The following is a 17,269-nucleotide window of genomic DNA, read 5'->3' on the forward strand; positions in this document are numbered from 1 at the left end:
CGATGAAGATCTTTGCAAGCCGCAGGCGGCGCCTGGTCGGCTGGTCCGTGGGCGGCATCCTGCTGACGCTGTACATCGTGGCGCAGGCGCTCTACAGCACTGGTGTCTACGCGCACTGGCGGGATCAACGGTCCCTTGACTCGGCATGCGGTGGCACCCTGGCTCAGGGTGGCCTCGGGGATGCGCTGAATTCCTCGCATGCGCGTGCCAGGGCCGTCGACGATTCGGAGTACCTGGCGGCTTGCCTGATCAACAGGCCGGACACAGGTCTGCATGGTGGCGCTCTCCAGCTCATGCTCCGCTGGAGCGACCAGTCGGCCACCTCCGAGGCTCTTGCACCGTTCAGCAAGAGCGCCAACGGGCTGCAGGGGCAGGTGGTGCCTCTCGGTAACGGCTGGCCGGGCTTCGTCCGGTACGACGGGGCAGCGCAAGTCGTGGTCGCCCTTGACTGCCAGAACAACAAGAACAGGGCTCTGGTGGCGTACGGCGACCTCATTCAGTGGCCGAAGGACGCAAAGACGAGGGGGCCCGTGCTCACCGGGCTGGGCAGAGTGACGACGGAAACGGCACAGAAGGCGGCTGCCCAGTACGGGTGCCATGCGCAGGGCGGTAGGCAGCTGACCCATGTCTCGCTTCCGTCCCCGAGGGCTGAGACGGCCCCTCGGCGACTTGCGCAGGCTCGGGGCTCCTGCGCCGCGCTCCGAGGGCTCGCCGGCCAGGCGTCCGACGCCGGGACGCCCGGATTCGTCGAGTACCCCGCGGACGCCTACACGCCGCAGGTCAATTGCTACCTGTTCACCCCGGGAGGCAAGCCGGGTTACGGGCTGTACGCGTACTACGGTGCCGTCGCCAAGGACTTTGAGTCGCTCAATCTGACCAACCGCAGTGACGACTACGCCCTGGCCACCGCCACGTGCCCTCAGTCGGGTCAGGAGGCGGTGTTTGCGCTCTACCACCTCTACGACCGGGACACCGACGGCTACCCCGTCCGCCACTACTCGGCGTCATTCGCCAAGACCGCCCTGAAGGCCTTCGCCGACCACGAGGCGAAGCAGCGCGGCTGCACGGCTCCGAGGATGGAACGCCCGCGGTAGTCGAGTAGGCGCAACGCCCTTCGGCCGCACTCTTCAGTCAACGAAAACATGCCCGAAGCACCCTCCCGCCGCTCCCCGCGGCGTCGCCGCGTCGTCATCGCCGCCGGCGCCGCTTGTGCGGCGGCGATCGGCGGCACCGCGGCATGACTGCTCCTGGCCCGGACGGGCACGCGGGGACGTGCCGTGACCTGCTCGGTGACAAGCGCGTGCATGCGGTGCTGGGCAGCGGTTACCGGTCCGGGATGACCTGCAGCAGGCGCAGACGATGAAGACCGTTCTGGACGCTGTCAACGAGACCTTGACAAAGACGGGCGGACGTCTCGACGCCACGCTTGGTGGTCTCGGCGGCCGGTCCGCCGACGCCGCCGGGGCCGCCGAAGGGGGTGCCGCCCACCCGGCCGCTGAGCGGCTCGCCGCCGTCACCGTTCCGCCTGCGCGGAACGCGCGTGTGTTCGGCTCGCTGGACGCGGTCGCCACCGGCGTTCGCCGAGACCTCGGTGATGCGGCGGCGAAGCAATGGCAGCGCGATGTCTTCAGGGCGGCGACGAGGCAGGCTTCCGCGCCCCCTCCTTACGACAGGGACCCGGCCGGGCATCTGGTCGACACCTGGTGGCGCACCCTCCGTACGGGCGGGCTGCAGAACAGCTCGGACACCTTCGGGCAGCAGGGCGCTGACATGGTGGATGACTGGAGGGTGACCTTCCCTGAGGAACCCCGGGCCCGCAGTTTGACCTACGTCACCCCCGGGGTATTCTCTCCGGCCCGATTGGCCAGCCCCCCACCCCATATGGCAGACTGTCCGAGTTGCTCGGTCGAGTGTTGATGCTGCGCGCCTCCCGCCGGGAGGACCGGAAGCGAGTCCCACAGTACTCGTCGCCCTAACTGCCTGAATGGCAGCACTGGGGCGGACGTACGGGAATCTTCCGGGAAGTGTGGGCGCGGCACCGGCCAGGCGCCCGGTGGGCCTGAGGTCCCCGGTCCGCGGTTCCGGAAGGGCCGTCGCATTCCCCGCAGGGATGTTCGAACAAGGGGCATCTGTGTCAGCGGGAGCGCGACACGCCCGACCGCGTGGGTCGGAGGAGCGAAGGCAGCAGAAGGAATCCGCCGGGTTCCAGAGCGTGAGAAGAGACAGGACTACTGAGTAGCCATGGCGGGACAGAAGATCCGCATCCGGCTCAAGGCCTACGACCACGAGGTCATCGACTCCTCGGCGAAGAAGATCGTCGAGACGGTGACCCGCACTGGTGCGTCGGTCGCGGGCCCGGTGCCGCTGCCCACTGAGAAGAACGTGTACTGCGTCATCAAGTCGCCGCACAAGTACAAGGACTCGCGCGAGCACTTCGAGATGCGCACGCACAAGCGCCTGATCGACATCCTCGACCCGACCCCCAAGACCGTTGACTCTCTGATGCGACTCGACCTGCCGGCCGGTGTCGACATCGAGATCAAGCTCTGAGGCTGGTGGGCTGAGAATGGCTAAGCAGATCAAGGGCATCCTGGGCGAGAAGCTCGGCATGACGCAGGTGTGGGACGAGAACAACCGTGTTGTTCCGGTCACCGTCGTCAAGGCCGGCCCCAACGTCGTGACCCAGGTTCGTACCAACGACGTCGACGGCTACGAGTCGGTCCAGATCGCCTTCGGCGAGATCGACCCGCGCAAGGTGAACAAGCCCCTCAAGGGCCACTTCGCCAAGGCCGACGTCACCCCCCGTCGTCACCTCGTCGAGATCCGCACCGCGGACGCCTCCGAGTACACGCTGGGCCAGGAGATCACCGCTGAGGTGTTCGAGGCCGGCGTGAAGGTCGACGTCACCGGCAAGAGCAAGGGCAAGGGCTTCGCCGGTGTCATGAAGCGCCACAACTTCGGTGGCCTCGGCGCCGGTCACGGCACCCAGCGCAAGCACCGCTCCCCCGGTTCCATCGGTGGCTGCGCCACCCCGGGCCGTGTGTTCAAGGGCCTCCGCATGGCGGGTCGCATGGGCAACGAGCGGGTCACCACCCAGAACCTGACCGTCCACGCCGTTGACGCGGAGAAGGGTCTGCTGCTCATCAAGGGCGCGGTTCCCGGTCCGAACGGCGGCCTCGTCCTGGTCCGCACCGCGGCCAAGGGGGCCTGAGGTAACCGATGAGCACTGTTGACATCCTTTCGCCGGCGGGCGAGAAGGCCGGTTCCGTCGAGCTCCCCGCGGAGATCTTCGACGCCAAGGTCAGCGTTCCGCTGATCCACCAGGTCGTCGTCGCGCAGCTGGCCGCTGCCCGCCAGGGCACGCACAAGACCAAGACCCGCGGTGAAGTCCGTGGTGGTGGCAAGAAGCCGTACCGCCAGAAGGGCACCGGTCGCGCCCGCCAGGGTTCGACCCGCGCGCCGCAGTTCGCCGGTGGTGGCGTCGTGCACGGTCCCGTGCCGCGCGACTACTCGCAGCGCACCCCGAAGAAGATGAAGGCCGCCGCCCTGCGCGGTGCCCTCACCGACCGGGCGCGTCACAACCGCATCCACGTCGTCTCCGGCGTGGTCGAGGGCGGGACCCCCAGCACCAAGGCCGCCAAGTCGCTGTTCGGCAAGATCTCGGAGCGCAAGAACCTGCTCCTGGTCGTCGACCGCGCCGACGAGGCCGCGTGGCTGTCCGCCCGCAACCTGCCCCAGGTCCACATCCTGGAGCCGGGCCAGCTGAACACGTACGACGTTCTCGTCTCGGACGACGTGGTCTTCACCCAGGCCGCTTTCGAGTCCTTCGTCGCCGGCCCGAAGGCCAACGACACCGAAGGGAGCGAGGTCTGATGGCCATCCGTCACCCCGCTATCGCCTCGAAGGCCGCCAAGGCCGCCAAGGCCGCGCGCGTCGCCAAGGCGCGCCGTCACGCCGCCGAGGGCAAGAACACCGTCGAGACCCCGCTGAGCAAGTCGTACACGGACCCCCGTGACGTCCTGCTGAAGCCGGTCGTCTCCGAGAAGAGCTACGCGCTCCTCGACGAGAACAAGTACACGTTCATCGTCGACCCGAACGCCAACAAGACCCAGATCAAGCAGGCCGTCCAGGCGGTCTTCTCGGTCAAGGTCACCGGGGTCAACACGATCAACCGCCAGGGCAAGCGCAAGCGCACGAAGACCGGTTTCGGTCAGCGTGCCGGCAGCAAGCGCGCGATCGTGACCCTCGCCGAGGGCGACCGTATCGACATCTTCGGCGGTCCGACCGCCTAAGGGCGGTCCGGATCGTCCGATATCGGACGAGGACTGAGAAATGGGAATCCGCAAGTACAAGCCGACTACGCCGGGCCGTCGTGGCGCCAGCGTCGCCGACTTCGTCGAGGTCACGCGGTCCACGCCGGAGAAGTCGCTGGTCCGCCCCCTGCACAGCAAGGGCGGCCGTAACAACGCCGGTCGTGTGACCGTTCGCCACCAGGGTGGCGGACACAAGCGCGCCTACCGCGTGATCGACTTCCGTCGTCACGACAAGGACGGCGTGCCGGCGAAGGTCGCGCACATCGAGTACGACCCCAACCGCACCGCTCGCATCGCGCTGCTGCACTACGCGGACGGCGAGAAGCGCTACATCCTCGCGCCGCGTGGCCTGAACCAGGGCGACCGGATCGAGAACGGTCCCGGGGCCGACATCAAGCCGGGCAACAACCTCGCCCTGCGCAACATCCCGGTCGGTACGACCCTGCACGCCATCGAGCTGCGTCCGGGCGGCGGCGCCAAGTTCGCCCGCTCGGCCGGTGCCTCCGTGCAGCTGCTCGCGAAGGAGGGCGCCTACGCCCACCTGCGCATGCCGTCCGGTGAGGTCCGCCTGGTCGACGTCCGCTGCCGCGCCACCGTCGGCGAGGTCGGCAACGCCGAGCAGAGCAACATCAACTGGGGTAAGGCCGGCCGTAAGCGGTGGCTGGGCGTTCGCCCGACCGTCCGTGGTGTCGTCATGAACCCGGTTGACCACCCGCACGGTGGTGGTGAGGGCCGGACCTCCGGTGGTCGCCACCCTGTGTCCCCGTGGGGCAAGAAGGAAGGCCGTACTCGTTCGCCCAAGAAGGCGTCGAACAAGTACATCGTCCGCCGCCGCAAGACGAACAAGAAGCGCTAAGGACGGGTTGAGATGCCTCGTAGCCTGAAGAAGGGGCCCTTCGTCGACGACCACCTCATGAAGAAGGTGGACGCCCAGAACGAAGCCGGCACCAAGAACGTCATCAAGACCTGGTCCCGCCGCTCGATGATCGTCCCGGCCATGCTGGGCCACACGCTCGCGGTGCACAACGGCAAGACCCACATCCCGGTGTTCGTCACCGAGTCGATGGTCGGCCACAAGCTCGGCGAGTTCTCGCCGACGCGCACCTTCCGGGGTCACGTCAAGGAAGACCGGAAGTCGAAGCGCCGCTAGTAGCGGATCGCATTCAGACACGTAAGTAACTCTGAAGGGACAACCATGGAAGCCAGGGCCCAGGCGCGGTACATCCGCGTCACGCCCATGAAGGCCCGCCGTGTGGTGGACCTCATCCGTGGCATGGACGCCACGGAGGCCCAGGCTGTTCTGCGATTCGCTCCGCAGGCAGCCTCCGTGCCGGTCGGCAAGGTGCTCGACAGCGCCATCGCCAACGCCGCGCACAACTACGACCACACCGACGCCGACAGCCTCTACATCTCCGAGGCCTACGTCGACGAGGGCCCGACCCTGAAGCGGTTCCGTCCGCGTGCCCAGGGCCGTGCCTACCGGATCCGCAAGCGGACCAGCCACATCACCGTGGTCGTCAGCAGCAAGGAAGGAACCCGGTAATGGGCCAGAAGGTAAACCCGCACGGGTTCCGGCTCGGTGTCACGACCGACTTCAAGTCGCGTTGGTACGCCGACAAGCTGTACAAGGACTACGTCAAGGAAGACGTCGCCATCCGTCGGATGATGACGTCCGGCATGGAGCGCGCCGGTATCTCGAAGGTTGAGATCGAGCGCACCCGTGACCGCGTCCGCGTGGACATCCACACCGCTCGCCCGGGCATCGTCATCGGCCGCCGCGGCGCCGAGGCCGACCGCATCCGCGGTGACCTGGAGAAGCTGACCGGCAAGCAGGTCCAGCTGAACATCCTCGAGGTCAAGAATCCGGAGACGGACGCTCAGCTGGTGGCCCAGGCCGTCGCCGAGCAGCTGTCCTCCCGCGTCTCCTTCCGCCGTGCCATGCGCAAGAGCATGCAGTCGGCGATGAAGGCGGGCGCCAAGGGCATCAAGATCCAGTGCGGTGGCCGCCTCGGCGGCGCCGAGATGTCCCGCTCGGAGTTCTACCGCGAGGGCCGCGTGCCCCTGCACACGCTCCGCGCGAACGTGGACTACGGCTTCTTCGAGGCCAAGACGACCTTCGGCCGCATCGGTGTGAAGGTCTGGATCTACAAGGGCGACGTCAAGAACATCGCCGAGGTCCGCGCCGAGAACGCTGCCGCCCGTGCGGGTAACCGCCCGGCCCGCGGTGGCGCCGACCGCCCGGCCCGTGGTGGCCGCGGTGGCGAGCGGCGCGGTCGCAAGCCGCAGCAGGCTGCCGGCGCCGAGGCCCCCAAGGCCGAGGCTCCCGCTGCCGCTCCGGCTGAGAGCACCGGAACGGAGGCCTGACCGTCATGCTGATCCCCCGTAGGGTCAAGCACCGCAAGCAGCACCACCCGAAGCGCAACGGTATGTCCAAGGGTGGAACGCAGGTTGCGTTCGGCGAGTACGGCATCCAGGCGCTGACCCCGGCCTACGTGACGAACCGCCAGATCGAGGCGGCTCGTATCGCGATGACCCGCCACATCAAGCGTGGCGGCAAGGTCTGGATCAACATCTACCCGGACCGTCCGCTCACGAAGAAGCCGGCCGAGACCCGCATGGGTTCCGGTAAGGGTTCTCCGGAGTGGTGGATCGCCAACGTCAAGCCCGGACGCGTGATGTTCGAGCTGTCGTACCCCAACGAGAAGATCGCCCGTGAGGCGCTGACCCGTGCGGCCCACAAGCTGCCGATGAAGTGCCGGATCGTCAAGCGCGAGGCAGGTGAAGCGTGATGTCGGCCGGTACCAAGGCGTCCGAGCTGCGCGAGCTGGGCAACGAGGAGCTTCTGGCGAAGCTCCGCGAGGCCAAGGAAGAGCTGTTCAACCTCCGCTTCCAGGCGGCGACGGGCCAGCTCGAGAACCACGGCCGTCTCAAGGCGGTCCGCAAGGACATCGCCCGGATCTACACCCTCATGCGTGAGCGTGAGCTCGGCATCGAGACGGTGGAGAACGCCTGATGAGCGAGAAGAACGTGACTGAGAACACCGAGGCGCGCGGTTTCCGCAAGACCCGTGAGGGTCTCGTCGTCAGCGACAAGATGGACAAGACCGTCGTCGTCGCCGTCGAGGACCGCGTCAAGCACGCGCTGTACGGCAAGGTCATCCGCCGTACCAACAAGCTCAAGGCACACGACGAGCAGAACGCCGCGGGTGTCGGCGACCGCGTCCTCCTCATGGAGACCCGGCCGCTGTCCGCGACGAAGCGCTGGCGCGTCGTCGAGATCCTCGAGAAGGCCAAGTAATTCCTGCGGGGCAAACCCCGCAGGTCAGTTCCGCCAGGCTCGGCAGGGGTTCGTAGAACCCCTGCCGGGAACCGGCAGACAAACAGGAGATAGACGTGATCCAGCAGGAGTCGCGACTGCGTGTCGCCGACAACACTGGTGCGAAGGAGATCCTTTGCATCCGTGTGCTCGGTGGCTCCGGTCGCCGCTACGCGGGCATCGGTGACGTCATCGTCGCCACCGTCAAGGACGCGATCCCCGGTGGCAACGTGAAGAAGGGTGACGTCGTCAAGGCGGTCATCGTTCGCACCGTCAAGGAGCGCCGCCGTCCGGACGGCTCGTACATCCGCTTCGACGAGAACGCCGCCGTCATTCTGAAGAACGACGGCGACCCTCGCGGCACCCGCATCTTCGGCCCGGTCGGCCGTGAGCTGCGCGAGAAGAAGTTCATGAAGATCATCTCGCTCGCGCCGGAGGTGCTGTAAGCATGAAGATCAAGAAGGGCGACCTGGTCCAGGTCATCACCGGCAAGGACAAGGGCAAGCAGGGCAAGGTCATTGCCGCTTACCCGCGCGAGGAGCGTGTCCTGGTCGAGGGTGTCAACCGGGTCAAGAAGCACACCAAGGCCGGTCCGACCGCTCGCGGTTCCCAGGCCGGCGGCATCGTGACCACCGAGGCCCCCATCCACGTGTCCAACGTTCAGCTGGTCGTGGAGAAGGACGGTCAGAAGGTCGTCACGCGTGTCGGCTACCGCTTCGACGAAGAGGGCAACAAGATCCGCGTTGCCAAGCGGACGGGTGAGGACATCTGATGGCTACCACCACCACTCCGCGTCTGAAGACGAAGTACCGCGAGGAGATCGCGGGCAAGCTGCGTGACGAGTTCAAGTACGAGAACGTCATGCAGGTTCCCGGCCTCGTCAAGATCGTGGTCAACATGGGTGTCGGTGACGCCGCCCGTGACTCGAAGCTGATCGAGGGCGCGATCCGCGACCTGACCACGATCACCGGTCAGAAGCCGGCCGTCACCAAGGCCCGCAAGTCCATCGCGCAGTTCAAGCTGCGTGAGGGCCAGCCCATCGGTGCCCACGTCACGCTCCGTGGCGACCGCATGTGGGAGTTCCTGGACCGCACCCTGTCGCTCGCGCTGCCGCGCATCCGCGACTTCCGCGGCCTGTCCCCGAAGCAGTTCGACGGCCGTGGCAACTACACCTTCGGTCTCACGGAGCAGGTCATGTTCCACGAGATCGACCAGGACAAGATCGACCGCGTCCGGGGTATGGACATCACCGTGGTGACCACGGCGACCAACGACGAAGAGGGCCGTGCCCTTCTCCGTCACCTCGGCTTCCCGTTCAAGGAGGCGTGAGCGAGATGGCGAAGAAGGCTCTCATCGCGAAGGCTGCTCGCAAGCCCAAGTTCGGTGTGCGTGGCTACACCCGCTGCCAGCGCTGCGGCCGTCCGCACTCCGTGTACCGCAAGTTCGGCCTCTGCCGCGTGTGCCTTCGTGAGATGGCTCACCGTGGCGAGCTGCCGGGCGTGACCAAGAGCTCCTGGTAATCCCCACTTTCAGGGATTCCTGGACCTCTCGGTAAGCAACTGGGTCGGCGGGGGCCCGTACCTTCCATGCCTTAGGCTAGGAGGGTTGGGCCTCTGCCGCCCTGGATCGACTTACTACGCCGTAGGTCCCCGCGCCGCACCCGTCCCGTCTGCAGAAGTACGGGGAGAGGGATGGCGCATATAGGAAACCCCGGCGAGAAAGGCCACAGGCCAATTCATGACCATGACTGATCCGATCGCAGACATGCTGACTCGTCTGCGGAACGCGAACTCGGCGTACCACGACACCGTGACGATGCCGGCGTCCAAGATCAAGTCTCACATCGCGGAGATCCTCCAGCAGGAGGGCTTCATCACGGGCTGGCGCGTCGAGGACGCCGAGGTGGGCAAGAACCTCACCCTCGAGCTGAAGTTCGGCCCGAACCGTGAGCGCTCCATCGCGGGCATCAAGCGGATCTCCAAGCCCGGTCTCCGGGTGTACGCGAAGTCCACCAACCTGCCGAAGGTGCTGGGCGGCCTCGGCGTGGCGATCATCTCCACGTCGCACGGGCTCCTCACCGACAAGCAGGCCGGCAAGAAGGGCGTGGGTGGGGAAGTCCTCGCCTACGTCTGGTAGCAGAAGGGAACGGAGGAAACAGCTATGTCGCGCATCGGCAAGCTCCCCATCGCGGTTCCCGCCGGCGTGGACGTCACCATCGACGGCCGTACGGTCTCGGTCAAGGGCCCCAAGGGCGAGCTGACCCACACCGTCTCGGCGCCGATCGAGGTCGTCAAGGGCGAGGACGGCACCCTGCAGGTGACCCGCCCCAACGACGAGCGTCAGAACAAGGCCCTGCACGGCCTGTCCCGCACGCTGGTGGCGAACATGATCACCGGCGTGACCCAGGGTTACGTGAAGAAGCTCGAGATCAGCGGTGTCGGTTACCGCGTGACCGCCAAGGGTTCGAACCTGGAGTTCGCTCTCGGTTACAGCCACCCGATCCTGGTCGAGGCCCCCGAGGGCATCACCTTCAAGGTGGAGACCCCGACCCGCTTCCAGGTCGAGGGCATCGACAAGCAGAAGGTCGGCGAGGTTGCGGCCAACATCCGCAAGCTGCGCAAGCCCGACCCGTACAAGGCCAAGGGCGTCAAGTACGAGGGCGAAGTCATCCGCCGCAAGGTCGGAAAGGCGGGTAAGTAAGCCATGGCATACGGGCAGAAGATCCTCAAGGGCGACGCCTACAAGCGCGCCGCGATCAAGCGCCGTCACATCCGGATCCGCAAGCGGATCTCCGGTACGGCGGAGCGTCCCCGTCTGGTCGTGACCCGCTCCAACCGCCACATCGTGGCGCAGGTGATCGACGACCTGAAGGGCCACACCCTGGCGTCGGCGTCCACCCTGGACGCGTCGATCCGTGGCGGCGAGGCCGACAAGTCCGCGCAGGCCAAGCAGGTCGGCGCCCTCGTTGCCGAGCGTGCCAAGGCCGCCGGTGTCGAGGCCGTCGTGTTCGACCGTGGTGGCAACCAGTACGCCGGGCGCATCGCCGCCCTGGCGGACGCCGCCCGCGAGGCCGGGCTCAAGTTCTGAGCCGCTTGTAGCTAGCGGAAAGAGAGAGGTAATCCAATGGCTGGACCCCAGCGCCGCGGAAGCGGTGCCGGTGGCGGCGAGCGGCGGGACCGGAAGGGCCGTGACGGCGGCGCTGCTGCCGCCGAGAAGACCGCGTACGTTGAGCGCGTCGTCGCGATCAACCGCGTCGCCAAGGTTGTGAAGGGTGGTCGTCGCTTCAGCTTCACCGCGCTGGTCGTGGTGGGCGACGGTGACGGCACCGTGGGTGTCGGATACGGCAAGGCCAAGGAGGTGCCGGCCGCCATCGCCAAGGGCGTTGAGGAGGCCAAGAAGCACTTCTTCAAGGTCCCCCGGATCCAGGGCACCATCCCGCACCCGATCCAGGGTGAGAAGGCTGCCGGCGTGGTGCTGCTCAAGCCCGCGTCCCCGGGTACCGGTGTTATCGCCGGTGGTCCGGTGCGTGCCGTGCTCGAGTGCGCCGGTATCCACGACGTGCTGTCGAAGTCGCTCGGCTCCGACAACGCCATCAACATCGTGCACGCGACCGTGGAGGCCCTGAAGGGTCTGCAGCGTCCCGAGGAGATCGCGGCCCGCCGTGGTCTGCCGCTCGAGGACGTCGCTCCCGCGGCTCTTCTCCGTGCGCGTGCCGGGGCGGGTGCGTAATCATGGCGCAGCTCAAGATCACGCAGGTCAAGTCCTACATCGGCAGCAAGCAGAACCACCGTGACACCCTGCGGTCGCTTGGTCTCAAGGGGATCAACACCGTGGTCGTCAAGGAGGACCGCCCCGAGTTCCGCGGCATGGTGCACACCGTCCGCCACCTCGTGACGGTCGAGGAGGTCGACTGATCATGGCGGAGCAGAACCCGCTGAAGATCCACAACCTCCGTCCCGCCCCGGGCGCCAAGACCGCCAAGACCCGTGTCGGTCGTGGTGAGGCGTCGAAGGGTAAGACGGCCGGTCGTGGTACCAAGGGCACCAAGGCCCGCTACCAGGTTCCGGAGCGCTTCGAGGGTGGCCAGATGCCGCTGCACATGCGCCTCCCGAAGCTGAAGGGCTTCAAGAACCCGTTCAAGACCGAGTACCAGGTCGTGAACCTCGACAAGCTGGCCGCGCTCTACCCGGAGGGTGGCGAGGTCACCGTCGAGTCGCTGGTGGCCAAGGGTGCCGTTCGCAAGAACAGCCTCGTCAAGGTCCTCGGCCAGGGCGAGATCTCCGTGGCGCTGCAGGTGACGGTCGACGCCGTCTCCGGCTCCGCCAAGGAGAAGATCACCGCCGCCGGCGGTACGGTCACCGAGCTGGTCTGAGTCCCTCAGGTCCACTCGATGACGTGAACGATCCCGACCGGGGATACCCCACAAATGGGGTATCCCCGGTCGGTCGTTCCTAGGGCGGTGCTCTCGCCGGTAAGGTGGCCAGCACTGCCTACTTTCACCGGGTGCCTCCCATGGGGCACCCTGAGCGGCAGTTGACCGTTAGTTATTCGTCTGTATCCGTCGAACCTCAAGACCGTCACCCTTGACGCAGTTGCGCGGGGGTCGCAGGAGGCACCGTGCTCACCGCGTTCGCCCGGGCGTTCAGGACGCCCGACCTGCGCAAGAAGCTGCTCTTCACGCTGGGCATCATCGTGGTCTACCGGGTCGGTACCCACATCCCGATCCCCGGCGTCAACTACAAGGCCGTTCAGACGTGTGTCCGTGAGGCCTCCGGCAACCAGGGCCTCTTCGGGCTGGTCAACATGTTCAGCGGCGGAGCGCTGCTGCAGATCACGGTCTTCGCGCTCGGGATCATGCCGTACATCACGGCCAGCATCATCCTGCAGCTGCTGACCGTTGTCATTCCGCGCCTGGAAGCCCTGAAGAAGGAGGGCCAGGCCGGTACGGCCAAGATCACCCAGTACACCCGTTACCTGACGGTGGCGCTGGCCATCCTGCAGGGCACGGGTCTGGTCGCCACCGCCCGTAGCGGCGCGCTGTTCGGCAGCTGCTCCGTGGCCACCCAGATCGTCCCGGACCAGGCGATCTTCACGACGATCACGATGGTCGTCTGCATGACCGCCGGCACGTGCGTCGTGATGTGGCTCGGCGAGCTGATCACCGACCGCGGCATCGGCAACGGCATGTCGATCCTGATGTTCATCTCGATCGCCGCGACCTTCCCGTCCGCGCTGTGGGCGATCAAGAAGCAGGGCACCCTGGCCGGTGGCTGGATCGAGTTCGGCACCGTGATCCTGGTCGGCCTGGTCATGGTCGGTCTGGTCGTCTTCGTCGAGCAGGCCCAGCGCCGCATCCCGGTCCAGTACGCCAAGCGCATGATCGGCCGTCGTTCCTACGGTGGTACGTCCACGTACATCCCGCTCAAGGTCAACCAGGCGGGTGTGATTCCTGTCATCTTCGCCTCCTCGCTGCTCTACATCCCGGCACTCGTGGCGCAGTTCGCGGGGGGCAATTCGAACTGGAAGCAGTGGATCCAGAACAACCTGACCAAGGGCGACCACCCGATTTACATCACTCTGTACTTCTTGCTCATCGTGTTCTTCGCGTTCTTCTACGTGGCGATCTCCTTCAACCCCGAGGAAGTCGCCGACAACATGAAGAAGTATGGTGGCTTCATCCCGGGCATCCGGGCTGGCCGACCGACCGCTGAGTACCTCAGCTATGTGCTCAACCGGATCACCTGGCCGGGTTCGCTGTATCTGGGCCTGATCGCTCTCGTACCGACAATGGCGTTGGTGGGCTTTGGGGCAAGCCAGAACTTCCCCTTCGGCGGGACCAGCATCCTGATCATCGTGGGTGTCGGCCTCGAGACGGTGAAGCAGATCGAGAGCCAGCTCCAGCAGCGCAATTACGAAGGGTTCCTCCGCTGATGCGTATCGTCCTCGTCGGGCCGCCGGGTGCCGGTAAGGGAACGCAAGCCGTCCGTCTCGCAGAGAAGCTGGCGATCCCGCACATCTCCACGGGTGACCTCTTCCGGGCCAACATCAGCCAGCAGACGGAGCTGGGCAAGCTCGCGAAGTCCTACATGGACGCCGGCAACCTCGTTCCGGACGAGGTCACCATCGCGATGGCCAAGGACCGTATGGAGCAGCCGGACGCCGAGCGCGGCTTCCTGCTGGACGGCTTCCCGCGGAACGTCTCCCAGGCCGAGGCGCTGGACGAGCTGCTGCGCACCGAGAGCATCACGCTGGACGCGGTCCTGGACCTGGAGGTCCCGGAGGACGAGGTCGTCAAGCGCATCGCCGGCCGCCGCATCTGCCGCAACGACTCCTCGCACGTCTTCCACGTGACGTACAGCCAGCCGAAGAAGGAAGGCGTCTGCGACGTCTGCGGCGGCGAGCTGTACCAGCGTGACGACGACTCCGAGGACACGGTCCGCAAGCGGCTGGAGGTCTACCACACGCAGACCGAGCCGATCATCGACTACTACAAGGCGCAGGGCCTGGTCGTGACGATCTCCTCCCTGGGCCCGGTGGACGAGATCACGCAGCGGGCGCTGGGGGCACTCAAGCGCGAGAAGGCCGAGAACAAGTAGATCGCGGTCCTTCCGGCCGCGGTGCCCTTCCCCGGGCGCCGCGGCCGTACTGTTGTGTACGTAACCCAGTTGGTGTGAGTGAGGGAGAGCGCAGGCCCCATGGTGCAGATCAAGACGCCCGAGCAGATCGCGAAGATGCGTGCGGCGGGCCTGGTCGTAGCCGCCATCCACGCGGCCACCCGTGAGGCCGCGGTGCCCGGCGCCTCCACCAAGGACCTGGACGAGGTCGCCCGCAAGGTCCTCGCCGAGCACGGCGCCAAGTCGAACTTCCTGGGCTACGGCGGCTTCCCGGCGACCATCTGCACCTCCGTGAACGACGTCGTCGTCCACGGCATCCCCTCCGACGACGTCGTCCTCAAGGACGGCGACATCATCTCCATCGACTGCGGCGCGATCATCGACGGCTGGCACGGCGACGCCGCCTACACGGCGTTCGTGGGGTCCGGTCACGCCCCGGAGCTGGTCGAGCTGTCCCGGGTGACCGAGGAGTCGATGTGGGCCGGCATCGCGGCCATGAAGCAGGGCAACCGCCTGGTCGACATCTCGCGGGCCATCGAGACGTACATCCGCCGCCAGCCCAAGCCGGGCGGCGGCAAGTACGGGATCATCGAGGACTACGGCGGCCACGGCATCGGCACCGAGATGCACATGGACCCGCACCTGCTGAACTACGTCGACCGGCGCCGCGGCAAGGGGCCCAAGCTGGTGCCCGGCTTCTGCCTCGCGATCGAGCCGATGGTGTCGCTCGGTACTCCGCGCACGGAGGTCCTGTCGGACGACTGGACGGTCATCACGACGGACGGCACCTGGTCGTCCCACTGGGAGCACTCGGTCGCCCTGACGGCGGAGGGCCCCCTGGTGCTCACCGCTCCCGACGGGGGCAGGGCAAAGCTGGCGGAGTACGGCATCACGGCCGCTCCCGACCCTCTCGCATAGAGATCTCCCCCATGGGGCAGACTTCCTCGATTCGCCTTTCCGAGGGCGGCGACGTAGACTGACTCGTCGGCTCTCGTGCACCCGCATGTCCGCATGCACCCCGTAAGGGAAAGCGGGGGAGTCGATCAAGGTAGTCGATTCGAAGGGCGAAGCGTGGCCAAGAAGCAAGGTGCCATCGAGATCGAGGGCACTGTCGTCGAGTCTCTGCCGAACGCCATGTTCAAGGTCGAGCTCCAGAACGGCCACCAGGTCCTGGCACACATCAGCGGCAAGATGCGTATGCACTACATCCGCATCCTCCCTGACGACCGGGTCGTGGTGGAGCTGTCTCCGTACGACCTGACGCGTGGCCGGATCGTCTACCGGTACAAGTAGATCTTGCCCGCATCCCGTCTCGGCGGGGTGGTGGCACTGACCCGGAGAACCTCAATCCAATGAAGGTCAAGCCGAGCGTCAAGAAGATCTGCGACAAGTGCAGGGTGATCCGCCGTCACGGTCGGGTCATGGTCATCTGCGAGAACCCGCGCCACAAGCAGCGCCAGGGCTGACGCACGACCTTTACCCTCTGCACCTCCATCGCAGAGATTCGCGCGACGCGAGCTGAATATGTTCATACGCAGGACCCAAGCCGTCGCAAGCGGCTTGACACCCCCGGTTCGGAGGCCGGGGACCCGGTTCGTACCTGGTACGGCGGCCGGGAGCCGGTTCTGTGGAAGACCTCCGAAGATTCACCAGGAGCCATTGAATGGCACGCGTTTCCGGTGTTGACATCCCGCGCGAAAAGCGCGTGGAGGTCGCCCTCACCTACGTGTTCGGCATCGGCCGGACCCTCTCGAAGGAGACGCTGGCTGCGACCGGCGTCGACCCGAACACCCGCGTTCGTGACCTGACCGAAGAGCAGCTGGTCGCGATCCGCGAGTACGTCGACAACAACATCAAGACCGAGGGTGACCTCCGTCGCGAGATCCAGGCCGACATCCGCCGCAAGGTCGAGATCGGCTGCTACCAGGGTCTCCGTCACCGTCGCGGTCTGCCCGTCCGCGGTCAGCGCACCAGCACCAACGCCCGTACCCGCAAGGGCCCGCGTCGCGCCATCGCCGGCAAGAAGAAGCCGGGCAAGAAGTAGTCCGCAGCGGACACCTGTCCACGGTCTTCGCTGTAGGACCGACCACCTCCCGTAGGAGTTAGTAGATGCCCCCCAAGGGACGTCAGGGCGCTGCCAAGAAGGTGCGCCGCAAGGAAAAGAAGAACGTCGCTCACGGCCACGCGCACATCAAGAGCACGTTCAACAACACGATCGTCTCGATCACGGACCCGTCCGGCAACGTGATCTCCTGGGCCTCCGCCGGCCACGTCGGCTTCAAGGGCTCCCGGAAGTCCACGCCGTTCGCCGCGCAGATGGCCGCCGAGTCGGCTGCCCGCCGCGCCCAGGAGCACGGCATGCGCAAGGTCGACGTGTTCGTCAAGGGCCCGGGCTCCGGTCGTGAGACCGCGATCCGCTCCCTGCAGGCCACGGGCCTCGAGGTCGGCTCCATCCAGGACGTCACCCCGACCCCGCACAACGGCTGCCGCCCGCCGAAGCGCCGCCGCGTCTGACGCACGGCTGCTTCGAGCAGGCTTGGTTTCGGGCGGTACGGCTCTCTCGGGCCGTATCGCCCGTACCCTTGCAGTACCCGTCCCTTGTGCCGGGACGGTTCCGTCGGACGTCAAATAGCGGGCGTCCACGAATGAAGGATCTGATCCACACATGCTGATCGCTCAGCGTCCCTCGTTGACCGAAGAGGTCGTCGACGAGTTCCGCTCCCGGTTCGTGATCGAGCCGCTGGAGCCGGGCTTCGGCTACACCCTCGGTAACTCCCTGCGCCGCACCCTCCTGTCGTCGATCCCCGGTGCCGCTGTCACCAGCATCCGCATCGACGGCGTCCTGCACGAGTTCACCACCGTGCCGGGCGTCAAGGAGGACGTCACCGACCTGATCCTCAACATCAAGCAGCTGGTCGTCTCCTCGGAGCACGACGAGCCGGTCGTGATGTACCTGCGCAAGCAGGGTCCGGGTCTGGTCACCGCCGCCGACATCGCGCCCCCGGCCGGTGTCGAGGTGCACAACCC

30 protein-coding genes and 1 pseudogene are annotated in these 17,269 nt (G+C 66.5%); all 31 read left to right on the forward strand.

Annotated elements, in window-relative coordinates:
- The first annotated feature begins 2 nt into the window (after positions 1 to 2).
- Positions 3 to 1,094, forward strand: coding sequence for a hypothetical protein (locus tag ACIGXP_RS39305; RefSeq protein WP_399776733.1), 1,092 nt, complete (start codon positions 3 to 5; stop codon positions 1,092 to 1,094).
- A gap of 265 nt (positions 1,095 to 1,359) precedes the next feature.
- Positions 1,360 to 1,917 (forward strand): hypothetical protein, encoded by a 558-nt coding sequence (locus ACIGXP_RS39310; protein WP_399776736.1) that lies wholly within the window; start codon positions 1,360 to 1,362, stop codon positions 1,915 to 1,917.
- A gap of 324 nt (positions 1,918 to 2,241) precedes the next feature.
- On the forward strand, positions 2,242 to 2,550 hold the full coding sequence (rpsJ, locus tag ACIGXP_RS39315) for a 30S ribosomal protein S10 (RefSeq protein ID WP_003948644.1): 309 nt from the start codon (positions 2,242 to 2,244) through the stop codon (positions 2,548 to 2,550).
- Between the two features lie 16 nt (positions 2,551 to 2,566).
- Complete coding sequence (rplC, locus tag ACIGXP_RS39320; protein ID WP_103781446.1) at positions 2,567 to 3,211, forward strand: 50S ribosomal protein L3; 645 nt, start codon at positions 2,567 to 2,569, stop codon at positions 3,209 to 3,211.
- 8 nt (positions 3,212 to 3,219) lie between these two features.
- Positions 3,220 to 3,873: a 50S ribosomal protein L4 gene (gene rplD / locus ACIGXP_RS39325; protein WP_363214358.1), complete on the forward strand. Its 654-nt coding sequence runs from the start codon at positions 3,220 to 3,222 to the stop codon at positions 3,871 to 3,873.
- Positions 3,873 to 4,292, forward strand: coding sequence for a 50S ribosomal protein L23 (rplW, locus tag ACIGXP_RS39330; RefSeq protein WP_363214357.1), 420 nt, complete (start codon positions 3,873 to 3,875; stop codon positions 4,290 to 4,292). The genes rplD and rplW overlap by 1 nt, the downstream gene beginning before the upstream one ends.
- A gap of 40 nt (positions 4,293 to 4,332) precedes the next feature.
- Positions 4,333 to 5,169: a 50S ribosomal protein L2 gene (rplB, locus tag ACIGXP_RS39335; RefSeq protein WP_228621219.1), complete on the forward strand. Its 837-nt coding sequence runs from the start codon at positions 4,333 to 4,335 to the stop codon at positions 5,167 to 5,169.
- A gap of 12 nt (positions 5,170 to 5,181) precedes the next feature.
- Positions 5,182 to 5,463, forward strand: coding sequence for a 30S ribosomal protein S19 (rpsS, locus tag ACIGXP_RS39340; RefSeq protein ID WP_030233885.1), 282 nt, complete (start codon positions 5,182 to 5,184; stop codon positions 5,461 to 5,463).
- A gap of 45 nt (positions 5,464 to 5,508) precedes the next feature.
- Positions 5,509 to 5,856: a 50S ribosomal protein L22 gene (gene rplV, locus ACIGXP_RS39345; RefSeq protein ID WP_019329637.1), complete on the forward strand. Its 348-nt coding sequence runs from the start codon at positions 5,509 to 5,511 to the stop codon at positions 5,854 to 5,856.
- Positions 5,856 to 6,677 carry a 30S ribosomal protein S3 gene (gene rpsC / locus ACIGXP_RS39350; protein WP_014674374.1) on the forward strand — a complete coding sequence of 274 codons (822 nt, stop codon included), beginning with the start codon at positions 5,856 to 5,858 and terminating at the stop codon, positions 6,675 to 6,677. The genes rplV and rpsC overlap by 1 nt, the downstream gene beginning before the upstream one ends.
- A gap of 5 nt (positions 6,678 to 6,682) precedes the next feature.
- On the forward strand, positions 6,683 to 7,102 hold the full coding sequence (gene rplP / locus ACIGXP_RS39355; RefSeq protein WP_009190136.1) for a 50S ribosomal protein L16: 420 nt from the start codon (positions 6,683 to 6,685) through the stop codon (positions 7,100 to 7,102).
- The gene (gene rpmC, locus ACIGXP_RS39360; protein ID WP_007494763.1) at positions 7,102 to 7,326 is read left to right on the forward strand and encodes a 50S ribosomal protein L29; all 225 of its coding nucleotides are present in this window, start codon (positions 7,102 to 7,104) and stop codon (positions 7,324 to 7,326) included. Before rplP ends, rpmC begins: the two co-directional genes overlap by 1 nt.
- Positions 7,326 to 7,610: a 30S ribosomal protein S17 gene (gene rpsQ, locus ACIGXP_RS39365; protein WP_153539280.1), complete on the forward strand. Its 285-nt coding sequence runs from the start codon at positions 7,326 to 7,328 to the stop codon at positions 7,608 to 7,610. Before rpmC ends, rpsQ begins: the two co-directional genes overlap by 1 nt.
- 95 nt (positions 7,611 to 7,705) lie before the next feature.
- Positions 7,706 to 8,074: a 50S ribosomal protein L14 gene (gene rplN / locus ACIGXP_RS39370; protein WP_003998823.1), complete on the forward strand. Its 369-nt coding sequence runs from the start codon at positions 7,706 to 7,708 to the stop codon at positions 8,072 to 8,074.
- Positions 8,075 to 8,076: 2 nt separating this feature from the next.
- Entirely contained in the window at positions 8,077 to 8,400 is a 324-nt protein-coding gene (gene rplX / locus ACIGXP_RS39375; RefSeq protein ID WP_055706473.1) for a 50S ribosomal protein L24, read from the forward strand.
- The gene (gene rplE / locus ACIGXP_RS39380) at positions 8,400 to 8,957 is read left to right on the forward strand and encodes a 50S ribosomal protein L5 (protein WP_014674377.1); all 558 of its coding nucleotides are present in this window, start codon (positions 8,400 to 8,402) and stop codon (positions 8,955 to 8,957) included. The genes rplX and rplE overlap by 1 nt, the downstream gene beginning before the upstream one ends.
- A gap of 5 nt (positions 8,958 to 8,962) precedes the next feature.
- Positions 8,963 to 9,148 carry a type Z 30S ribosomal protein S14 gene (locus ACIGXP_RS39385; RefSeq protein ID WP_003948630.1) on the forward strand — a complete coding sequence of 62 codons (186 nt, stop codon included), beginning with the start codon at positions 8,963 to 8,965 and terminating at the stop codon, positions 9,146 to 9,148.
- Between the two features lie 217 nt (positions 9,149 to 9,365).
- Complete coding sequence (rpsH, locus tag ACIGXP_RS39390; RefSeq protein ID WP_100827756.1) at positions 9,366 to 9,764, forward strand: 30S ribosomal protein S8; 399 nt, start codon at positions 9,366 to 9,368, stop codon at positions 9,762 to 9,764.
- A gap of 24 nt (positions 9,765 to 9,788) precedes the next feature.
- Entirely contained in the window at positions 9,789 to 10,328 is a 540-nt protein-coding gene (rplF, locus tag ACIGXP_RS39395) for a 50S ribosomal protein L6 (protein WP_363214355.1), read from the forward strand.
- Positions 10,329 to 10,331: 3 nt separating this feature from the next.
- A complete protein-coding gene (rplR, locus tag ACIGXP_RS39400; protein WP_014674380.1) occupies positions 10,332 to 10,715 on the forward strand; it encodes a 50S ribosomal protein L18 in 384 nt (127 codons plus the stop codon).
- 36 nt (positions 10,716 to 10,751) lie between these two features.
- Positions 10,752 to 11,357 carry a 30S ribosomal protein S5 gene (gene rpsE / locus ACIGXP_RS39405; RefSeq protein WP_019753099.1) on the forward strand — a complete coding sequence of 202 codons (606 nt, stop codon included), beginning with the start codon at positions 10,752 to 10,754 and terminating at the stop codon, positions 11,355 to 11,357.
- Between the two features lie 2 nt (positions 11,358 to 11,359).
- The gene (gene rpmD, locus ACIGXP_RS39410; RefSeq protein WP_003998814.1) at positions 11,360 to 11,542 is read left to right on the forward strand and encodes a 50S ribosomal protein L30; all 183 of its coding nucleotides are present in this window, start codon (positions 11,360 to 11,362) and stop codon (positions 11,540 to 11,542) included.
- A gap of 2 nt (positions 11,543 to 11,544) precedes the next feature.
- A complete protein-coding gene (rplO, locus tag ACIGXP_RS39415; protein ID WP_095748086.1) occupies positions 11,545 to 12,000 on the forward strand; it encodes a 50S ribosomal protein L15 in 456 nt (151 codons plus the stop codon).
- Positions 12,001 to 12,245: 245 nt separating this feature from the next.
- Entirely contained in the window at positions 12,246 to 13,559 is a 1,314-nt protein-coding gene (gene secY, locus ACIGXP_RS39420; RefSeq protein ID WP_363214354.1) for a preprotein translocase subunit SecY, read from the forward strand.
- Positions 13,559 to 14,224, forward strand: a complete 666-nt coding sequence (locus ACIGXP_RS39425) for an adenylate kinase (protein WP_363214353.1) — start codon at positions 13,559 to 13,561, stop codon at positions 14,222 to 14,224. The genes secY and ACIGXP_RS39425 overlap by 1 nt, the downstream gene beginning before the upstream one ends.
- 99 nt (positions 14,225 to 14,323) lie before the next feature.
- Entirely contained in the window at positions 14,324 to 15,160 is an 837-nt protein-coding gene (gene map / locus ACIGXP_RS39430) for a type I methionyl aminopeptidase (RefSeq protein WP_399776745.1), read from the forward strand.
- 153 nt (positions 15,161 to 15,313) lie between these two features.
- The gene (gene infA / locus ACIGXP_RS39435; RefSeq protein ID WP_003948620.1) at positions 15,314 to 15,535 is read left to right on the forward strand and encodes a translation initiation factor IF-1; all 222 of its coding nucleotides are present in this window, start codon (positions 15,314 to 15,316) and stop codon (positions 15,533 to 15,535) included.
- Between the two features lie 59 nt (positions 15,536 to 15,594).
- Positions 15,595 to 15,708: a 50S ribosomal protein L36 gene (gene rpmJ, locus ACIGXP_RS39440; RefSeq protein ID WP_003998809.1), complete on the forward strand. Its 114-nt coding sequence runs from the start codon at positions 15,595 to 15,597 to the stop codon at positions 15,706 to 15,708.
- Positions 15,709 to 15,905: 197 nt separating this feature from the next.
- Positions 15,906 to 16,286, forward strand: a complete 381-nt coding sequence (gene rpsM / locus ACIGXP_RS39445) for a 30S ribosomal protein S13 (protein ID WP_023547369.1) — start codon at positions 15,906 to 15,908, stop codon at positions 16,284 to 16,286.
- A 65-nt stretch (positions 16,287 to 16,351) separates the two neighbouring features.
- A complete protein-coding gene (gene rpsK / locus ACIGXP_RS39450) occupies positions 16,352 to 16,756 on the forward strand; it encodes a 30S ribosomal protein S11 (RefSeq protein WP_003956432.1) in 405 nt (134 codons plus the stop codon).
- A gap of 151 nt (positions 16,757 to 16,907) precedes the next feature.
- Positions 16,908 to 17,269, forward strand: a pseudogene (locus tag ACIGXP_RS39455) (DNA-directed RNA polymerase subunit alpha); the annotation flags it as partial.

It is taken from the genome of Streptomyces sp. NPDC053069 (assembly GCF_044546895.1).
Taxonomy (GTDB): Bacteria; Actinomycetota; Actinomycetes; order Streptomycetales; family Streptomycetaceae; genus Streptomyces.